This is a genomic window from Planomonospora corallina (assembly GCF_042650625.1).
GTDB classification, from domain to species: domain Bacteria; phylum Actinomycetota; class Actinomycetes; order Streptosporangiales; family Streptosporangiaceae; genus Planomonospora_B; species Planomonospora_B corallina.
In genome coordinates, this window is sequence record NZ_JBHSBM010000043.1 from 21,525 (window position 1) to 28,860 (window position 7,336).

Consider the following 7,336-nt stretch of genomic DNA (forward strand, 5'->3'; position numbering starts at 1 on the left):
GCGGCGTCCCCGGAGCGGTGTCTTCAGGACAGAGCCCTCGACAGCCGCCGGCGGAGCCGGCCCAGAGGACTGGGGGACGGAGCCACCGGCGGCAGGAGGCCGAGGGCGGACAGGCGCTGCCGTTTGAAGTAGCGGGCCGGGCCGTGGGCGTCCAGATAGGCGCGGGCCTGGTCGCGCAGGTCCGGGTGGGCCTCGCTCTGCATGCAGTAGCCGACCGCGCGGACCAGCGCTCCGAGATCCGCCGGAGGGGGCTCCTCCAGCGAGCCGTCCGCCCGGAGCCGGGGCAGGAGCGCGTCGGCGATCGTGGCGGGCACGCGGTTGCTGTTCTCGTACGGCGCCAGCCGCTCCAGGACCAGCTCCGTGCCGGAGGTCGCCGCCTCCAGGCTGAACAGGCGACGGGCGGTGACCAGGCCGGTGGAGAAGCAGCCGACGACCAGCGCGGGGCGCAGCGCCGCGAAGTACGACTCGGCGGGGACCGTCTCGTCCGCCACGGCGAGCCGGACGCCGAGGGCGGCGGCCGTCTCACGGAGCCGGCGCGCGTGCCGCCTCCCGGCGGCCGGATGCGGCTTGAACAGCACCGACGCGCATCCCCGGGCGGCCAGCGCGCGCAGCATGTCCGCGTGCAGGCGGTCCTCCTCCTCGGGGGTGAGGATGCCCAGCGCCGACAGGTACTGCCCGAGGATCATCGCCTCTCCCGGCTCGGCCCCGGTCCCGCCGGATCGCGACCCCGTGACCTCGCCGAGGACGCGGCGGAAGGCGTCGCCGGAGACGGTGCGCGGGCGCACGCCGTACTCCGACAGCAGCAGCGGGTCCAGGCCCGGCACCAGGTCGAGGTGGAGCAGGCGGGTGATGCGCCCGGCGATCTCGGCGGGGAGCGGGTCGCGGGTCGGGCCGTAGCTCATCAGCCCGTCGGAGTAGACCGTGACGGGGCAGTCCCGCAGCAGCCCGGCGACGGTCCGCGCCGGGGGGACGGCGATCGACTCCACCACCAGCTCGGCGATCCCGCCGTCCAGCCCCAGATGGGAGGCGAGCAGCCGGCCGGCCAGCGGGACCTCGACGACGCGGGCCCGCCACTCCGAGGGGTGGAGCGGGGCGATGATCTCGTTCCACGACCGCACCTCGTCGAAGCGGGAGCGGAGCGCGGCGAAGCCGGGGGCCTCGTCCAGGGCCGGGGTGATCTCCGGGACGGCCGCGTTGTTGGAGACCAGCAGGATCCGGCGGTCGCCGCGCGGGCCGAAGACGCCCTCGTCCAGCGCGGCGGCCAACGTCATCGCGCCGAACAGGGTCGAGGCGTAGAACACTTGTGTTCTCGCGGTCACCGGACCTCCAGGAGTCTGCGCAGGACCGCCTCGCGGCCGGGGTCCAGCCTGATGTCGTCCGCCGGGGCCGGCGGGAGCCCGCGCAGCGCCTGCGCGCCGCGCCGTTCGAAGCGGGCCCGCAGCTCCGGCGGGAACCGCTCGCCCAGCTCCAGGTGGTGGGCGAGCAGCGCACGGAACTGGCGGACCGCCTTGGGGGCGAACTCCTCCTCCAGGCCGTCGAAGACCAGCTCGTAGGCGTCGAAGAAGTGCAGCTGGCGCTCGTCGCCGACCTGGGTGAGCGAGCCGGCCACCATGCGCCGGTAGAAGAGCCCGGCCAGGGAGACCACCGCGAACGAGGCGGCCTCGCGGTGCAGCCGCCATATCCACGGCCGGTCCTCGGCGGTGTGCAGTCCGCCGGGGAAGGCCAGCAGGTCGCCCAGGTCGCGCCGGTAGATCCCGGCCCAGGCGTAGGGGTAGTCGACCATCGTCTTGGACCGGGCGGGCAGGATGTGCTCGCGCGGCTTGAGCACCGTCCCGCGCAGCGCCGCCGGCGCCCGGTGGACCACCCTGCGGCGCCCCTCCGCCTGCACGTGGTCCACCCGGACGAAGTCGCAGCCCAGGTGCTCGATCGCGCCGACGAGATCGGCGAGGTAGCCGGGGGCGAGCCAGTCGTCGCCGTCCAGGAAGCTCACGTAGCGGCCGGAGGCCAGCGAGAGGCCGAGGTTCCGGGCCTCGGCCAGGCCCGCCGGGGTCTCGTTGCGGAGCACGACCAGCCCCGGAAGGTCGTCGTGGAAGTCCTCGATCACCTGCCCGGTCCCGTCCGTGGAGCCGTCGTCCACGACGATGAACTCGAAGTCGGTGCGCGTGTTGCGCACCAGCGAGGCGAGCGCGTCGCCGATGTAGGGCTCGGCGTCCCGCACCGGGACGACGACGGACAGTTTGATCAAGGTCTCCCCTCACGGGCCGGAGCGCGGTCGTCCGCACGCTAGCGATCACCGGGGTGCCGGGGCTGAACACGCCCGGACGCGCCGGTGAACACTGGGGGTACGCCCGCCCGGAGCGGACGCCGCGTCTCCCGGGACGGGTGCGCCGCCGCGGAACGGGAGGACCGGACCGCGCCGTACGTCCCGGAACGGGCCACCCGCCCCGGAACGGGCGCTGGCCCGCGGCGGCGCGGCCGTGCGGATCTACGGTGAGCTGTACGGCGGGCACTACCCGCACCCCGATGTCTCCCGGCCTCGCCGGGGAGCACGCCCGTGCAGACCGGCGTGTGGTACAGCCCGCAGATCCGCTTCGCCCTCTCCGACGTGCTGCGCCACGGCGATCCCGGCGATCCGGGGGTCTTCCTGCCGTACGCCGAGGTCGCCGCCGTCGCCGGGCTCGACCGCCGGGCTCGACGTGGTGCCGCTGCCGGCCAGGGGGACCCGCGCCGAACTGGACGCGCTGCCGGTCAGGTCCCCCACCCGCGTGCCGCGGGCGCTCGGCCTGCCCGCCCTGCCGGGCAACGTCGCCGAAGGGCTCGTGCTGCGGCCGGACACCCCGCTGGAGCCCGCCCGCCGGCCGGTCCTCAAACGGAAGATCGACGAGTTCGACGAGCGGCGTTTCGACCAGAGCCGCCCGTGGGACCCGCACACGCTCCTGACCCCCGGGGAACTGCGCGACGTCGCCCGCTCCATGGTCAACGGGCCGCGGCTGGCGAGCGCGCGGTCCAAGGTGGGTCCCGCCGCCGGCGGGGAGCTCCTGGACGAGGTGCTCCTCGATGTCATGATCGATCTGACGGAGGCGTTCCCCGCCGCCGTGGCCGCCCTCGGCGACGCGGCCGAGGCGGACCTGCGGGCGGTGATCCGCGCCGCCGCCGAGGAGCACGGCGGCGGCCCGCGCCGCTGAGCCGGACCGGGCCGCTCAGACGGTGACGCGGCGCAGGCGGGCCTTGGGGGCCTGCTCGCCGGGGAAGACCCGCTTGACGCCGTCGCCGAGCGCGGTCTCGATGATCCGGATGTCGCGGACCAGGTGCTCCAGCCCGGACGGCTCCAGCGAGGCGGCGTGGTCGGAGCCCCACATCGTGCGGTCCAGGGTGATGTGCCGCTCCACGGTCACCGCGCCCAGCGTGACGGCCGCCAGCGAGATCTGCAGGCCGCGCTCGTGGCCGGAGTAGCCGACCGGCACGCCGTACCGCTCCTGGAGGGTGGTGATCGTGCGGAGGTTGGCCTCCTCCGGGGGGAGCGGGTAGGTCGAGGTGGCGTGCATCAGCACCAGCTTCGAGGTGCCGAGGATCTCCACCGCCCGGTCGATCTCCTCCAGCGTGGACATGCCGGTGGACAGGATGATCGGCTTGCCGGTGGAGGCGAGCGCGCGCAGCAGCTCCAGGTCGGTCACGCCGGCCGAGGCGACCTTGTGCGTGACGACGTCCATGGCCTCCAGGAACTCCACCGACGGCACGTCCCAGGGGGAGGCGAACCAGTGCAGGCCGCTGGCGGCGGAGTAGCGGGCGATCTCCTCGTACTCCCTGCGGCCGAACTCGGTGCGGAGCTTGTACTCCATGTAGGTCATCTCGCCCCACGGCGTCTGCCGGATCTGGTCGCGCTGCTCCAGCGGGACGCAGATCTCCGGGGTGCGCTTCTGGAACTTGACCGCCTGGCAGCCCGCCGCCGCGGCCACGTCGATCAGCCGGCGCGCGATCTCCAGGTCGCCGTTGTGGTTGATGCCGATCTCGGCGATCACGTAGACCGGCTGCCCGGCGCCGACGAGCGCGTCCCCGATCCGGACAGGCGGGGCCGCCGGGGCGGCGGCGGAGGCGGCGGCCGGAGCGGGGCGGGGCGCCACGAGGAGATCCGTCCGCGCCGCCGGGCCCGCCGGCGCGGCCACCGTGCCCGTCGTGCCCGCCGTGCCCGCCGTGATCTCGGCGCGCGCCGCCAGCACCCGCTCGCACAGCTCCCGTACGGCTCCCGCCCCGCCCGGCCGGGTGAGCACGACCCGGGCGGCGGCGCGCACCCTCGGGTGGGCGTCGGGGACCGCGACCGGCCAGCCGACGTCGCTCATCGGGCCCAGGTCGTTGACGTCGTTGCCGACGTAGGCGACGCGCGCCGGGTCCAGGCCCTCGATGGCCAGCCAGTCCCGCAGCACGGTCCGCTTGTCGGTCAGCCCCTGCAGGACGGGGACGCCGAGCTTGCGGGCGCGGGCGGAGACCACCGGGTTGCGCTCGGTGGACATGATCATGATCTTGACGCCGGAGCGGCGGAGCAGGGAGACGCCCATGCCGTCGGAGCGGCTGACCGCCACCAGTTCGCGGCCGTCCTCGTCGACGTAGGCGCGGTCGTCGGTGTGCACCCCGTCGAAGTCGGTGATCACCGCGTCCACGTCGATCGGCTCGGGCAGGTCCACGAACGGCGCCAGCGCCCGGACGATCTCCAGGTCCTCGGGGGTGTCCACCTCGACGGCGTGCCGGGAGGGCACCGGCTGCACGGCGACCCGGCCGAAGAAGCGGTGCCCGTGCTCGCGCAGGCCGTCGGCGCGCATCACGTAGAACGCGCCGGTCTCGCGGTAGTGCGGCTCGCGGTCCTGGCGGCGCGGGCGGAAGGACGGGTCGTGGTTGACCCCGGCGCCGGCGGCGTCCCACAGGAACTCGTGCGTCTCCAGTCCCGAGAAGACCACGTCGGCCTCGCCGCCGGTGACCTTGGCGACCGCGCGGTCCAGGTCGGCGGGGTCGATGAAGGCGCTGGTGCACTGGACGAGGAGGACCACCTCGGGGACCTCGGGGAGCACGTCGAGCGCGTGCAGCACGGCCGACTCGCTGGAGGCCTCCGCGCCGCTCAGCTCACCGGGCCGGTCGATCACCTCGGCTCCGGCGGTGCGGGCGGCCTCGGCGATCTCCGCGTGGTCGGTGCTGACCACGACCCGGTCGATCAGCTCGGCCCTCAGGCACGCCCTCACCGCGCGGGCGACCAGGGGGGCTCCTCCCACGGGGGCCAGGTTCTTCAGCGGGACGCCCGCCGAACCTCCACGGGCGGGGATGACGGCCAGGACTCGCACGGTGACTCCTCTTACCTACGGCAAAAGCCCCTGAGCTGGGGTAATAGGGAACGCTAGCCGCGAGGGTGGCCGGTAAGGGGTGCCTGAGCTGAACGCCCAGAGGCGGCCGTCTTAACTTTTCCGGATGGCCCCCGGCGCCGCCGGAGGGCGGAATCGGGAGGGAATCCACCGCCTCTCCGTGGAGAAATTTCCGATTTAAGATGAAAAATGATGATTTGTGAAATCGAGCATGAAAAGAAGCGCCGCGGACGGCGTGAAGCCTGTCCGCGGCGCTCCGTGATCCGAAGCGGGCTCCTACTGGGTGTAGCTGTCCCGCGCACGGTCGGACACGTCCCGGGCGGTCTCCCGGGCGGCGTCCTTGGCCTTCTTGGCGCTCTCCTTGGCCTTGCCCTTGGCCTGCTCGGCGCGGCCCTTGGAAGCCATGCCCTCGTTGCCGGTCATCTTGCCGGCGGCCTCCTTGGCCTTGCCCCGCATCTGATCGAAGTTGGTCATTCTGAGCTCCCCCGTTGGAATGACAGGATTGTCGGTGAGAGTCATAACCGGACATTCGCGGTACTAATCGTGATCTATGGATCTTTAAGGCGAGGAACACCGCTCACGGATATCCGGTTTCCCACACCGAGGAGAACACCGGCCGAATACGTGACCCCGCCGCTCCCTGAAGGGAACGGTTTCCCGCCACCGCGGGCGAGCGGCTTCCCCCGGCCTCCCTGGGGGCGGGTCCCCGCGTTCCCGCGCCGGGTTGACGGCCGTGGGCGTGTGCGCGCCGTACGCATGCGGGCCGTAGTCGCTCGCTTCCGGGCCGCCCATCGTTCTCGCCGACGCTGAAGCGATCCGCGCGGGGCCGGTTCAGGGCCGGCCGCCGTCGCCTTGCGGCCACCCTGCCGGGAAGGAGCTCAGAGCCGCTCGCCGTAGTGGAGATCGAGCGGGGCCTGCCGTCAGGCGTGCCGCTTCCGGGATGATGATCGTTAGGCTTCAGGCCGTTCCGTCGTCTTTGAGGGAGCGGTCATGAAGTCCGCCGATGGCGTACAGCGGGTGATCGGGGTCGGAGTCGTTCTCACGGATCCGGAGGGGCGGATCCTGCTCGGGGAACGGATCAGGGCGGACGAGACACCGTCGTGGTGCCTGCCCGGTGGCGCGGTCGAGCCCGGGGAGTCGTTCGAGGCCGCCGCCGTGCGGGAACTGGCCGAGGAGACCGGGATCACCGACGCCGGTCCGCCGCGCACCGCCGTCATCGTCCTCGACCATCCCGGCGGCACCGCGATCCGGGTCACCGCGGGCGTCACGATGACAGCGGGCAGCACACCGCCCGTCGTCACCGAGCCGGAGGTGTTCGCGTCCTGGCGCTGGTTCCCGCCCGATGACCTGCCCGAGAACCTCTTCCCCGCGACCGCGCACCTGCTCTCCCGCCTTCTCGGCCAGGACGGTCCGACGGTTCTGTACGCGTCCGCCTCCTCCGACGGTCCCTGACAGGATCCGGCAGGCCCGCCGTCCACCGGTCGGCGGCAGCCCCGGCCGGAACGCCGGTCGTGTCGTGGCCGGAACAGCACCTGCGCCGGCCGGCCAGCGGATGTCCTGTGCTCCCGGCAGGGCTCCCTGCGGCGAGCGGCTCTGAGCTCCTTCCCGGCAGGATGACCGCAAGGCGACGGCGGCCGGCCCTGAACCGGCCCCGCGCGGATCGCTTCAGCGTCGGCGAGAACGATGGGCGGCCCGGAAGCGAGCGACTACGGCCCGCATGCGTACGGCGCGCACACGCCCACGGCCGTCAACCCGGCGCGGGAACGCGGGGACCCGCCCCGGGCGGGGAACCCCGGACGAGAACCGGCCCGCCCACGGAGACCGGCCGTACGGGGTTTCCGCTGTCCGGGCCGGTGACGTGGCGCTGAAGAGGAAGACCACGGGAACGTGTTTGAGCGGGACGCCGGAGGGCAGCCAGCCGTGTCGAGGGGAGAGGATGCGCCCGGTCGCCGGTACGGCGCCGGGCGTCGACGAGGGCGCGGCCGCGCGGG

At 73.5% G+C, this 7,336-nt stretch carries 6 protein-coding genes; 2 read left to right on the forward strand and 4 right to left on the reverse strand.

Going from position 1 to position 7,336, the window contains the following annotated elements:
* Positions 1-23: 23 nt before the first annotated feature.
* Positions 24-1,319, reverse strand: coding sequence for a polysialyltransferase family glycosyltransferase (locus tag ACFOWE_RS29315; RefSeq protein WP_377293510.1), 1,296 nt, complete (start codon positions 1,317-1,319; stop codon positions 24-26).
* Positions 1,316-2,245, reverse strand: a complete 930-nt coding sequence (locus ACFOWE_RS29320) for a glycosyltransferase family 2 protein (RefSeq protein WP_377293512.1) — start codon at positions 2,243-2,245, stop codon at positions 1,316-1,318. Before ACFOWE_RS29320 ends, ACFOWE_RS29315 begins: the two co-directional genes overlap by 4 nt.
* A 451-nt stretch (positions 2,246-2,696) precedes the next feature.
* Between ACFOWE_RS29320 and ACFOWE_RS29325 the strand changes: the two genes are divergently transcribed.
* Complete coding sequence (locus tag ACFOWE_RS29325) at positions 2,697-3,185, forward strand: hypothetical protein (RefSeq protein WP_377293514.1); 489 nt, start codon at positions 2,697-2,699, stop codon at positions 3,183-3,185.
* A gap of 15 nt (positions 3,186-3,200) precedes the next feature.
* On the opposite strand, the gene ACFOWE_RS29330 is transcribed toward ACFOWE_RS29325, so the two are convergent.
* Together ACFOWE_RS29330 and ACFOWE_RS29335 are read right to left on the reverse strand one after the other, a co-directional pair.
* Positions 3,201-5,327 (reverse strand): N-acetylneuraminate synthase family protein, encoded by a 2,127-nt coding sequence (locus tag ACFOWE_RS29330; RefSeq protein WP_377293516.1) that lies wholly within the window; start codon positions 5,325-5,327, stop codon positions 3,201-3,203.
* 294 nt (positions 5,328-5,621) lie between these two features.
* Entirely contained in the window at positions 5,622-5,819 is a 198-nt protein-coding gene (locus ACFOWE_RS29335) for a CsbD family protein (RefSeq protein ID WP_377293518.1), read from the reverse strand.
* Positions 5,820-6,335: 516 nt separating this feature from the next.
* Here ACFOWE_RS29335 and ACFOWE_RS29340 point away from each other — a divergent pair.
* Positions 6,336-6,797 carry a nucleotide triphosphate diphosphatase NUDT15 gene (locus ACFOWE_RS29340; RefSeq protein ID WP_377293520.1) on the forward strand — a complete coding sequence of 154 codons (462 nt, stop codon included), beginning with the start codon at positions 6,336-6,338 and terminating at the stop codon, positions 6,795-6,797.
* Positions 6,798-7,336 lie beyond the last annotated feature (539 nt).

Excerpts from the sequence above, each read along its gene's own strand:
- ACFOWE_RS29335 (WP_377293518.1), bottom strand. The coding sequence starts at position 5,819 with ATGACCAACTTCGATCAGATGCGGGGCAAGGCCAAGGAGGCCGCCGGC.
- ACFOWE_RS29340 (WP_377293520.1), top strand. The coding sequence starts at position 6,336 with ATGAAGTCCGCCGATGGCGTACAGCGGGTGATCGGGGTCGGAGTCGTT.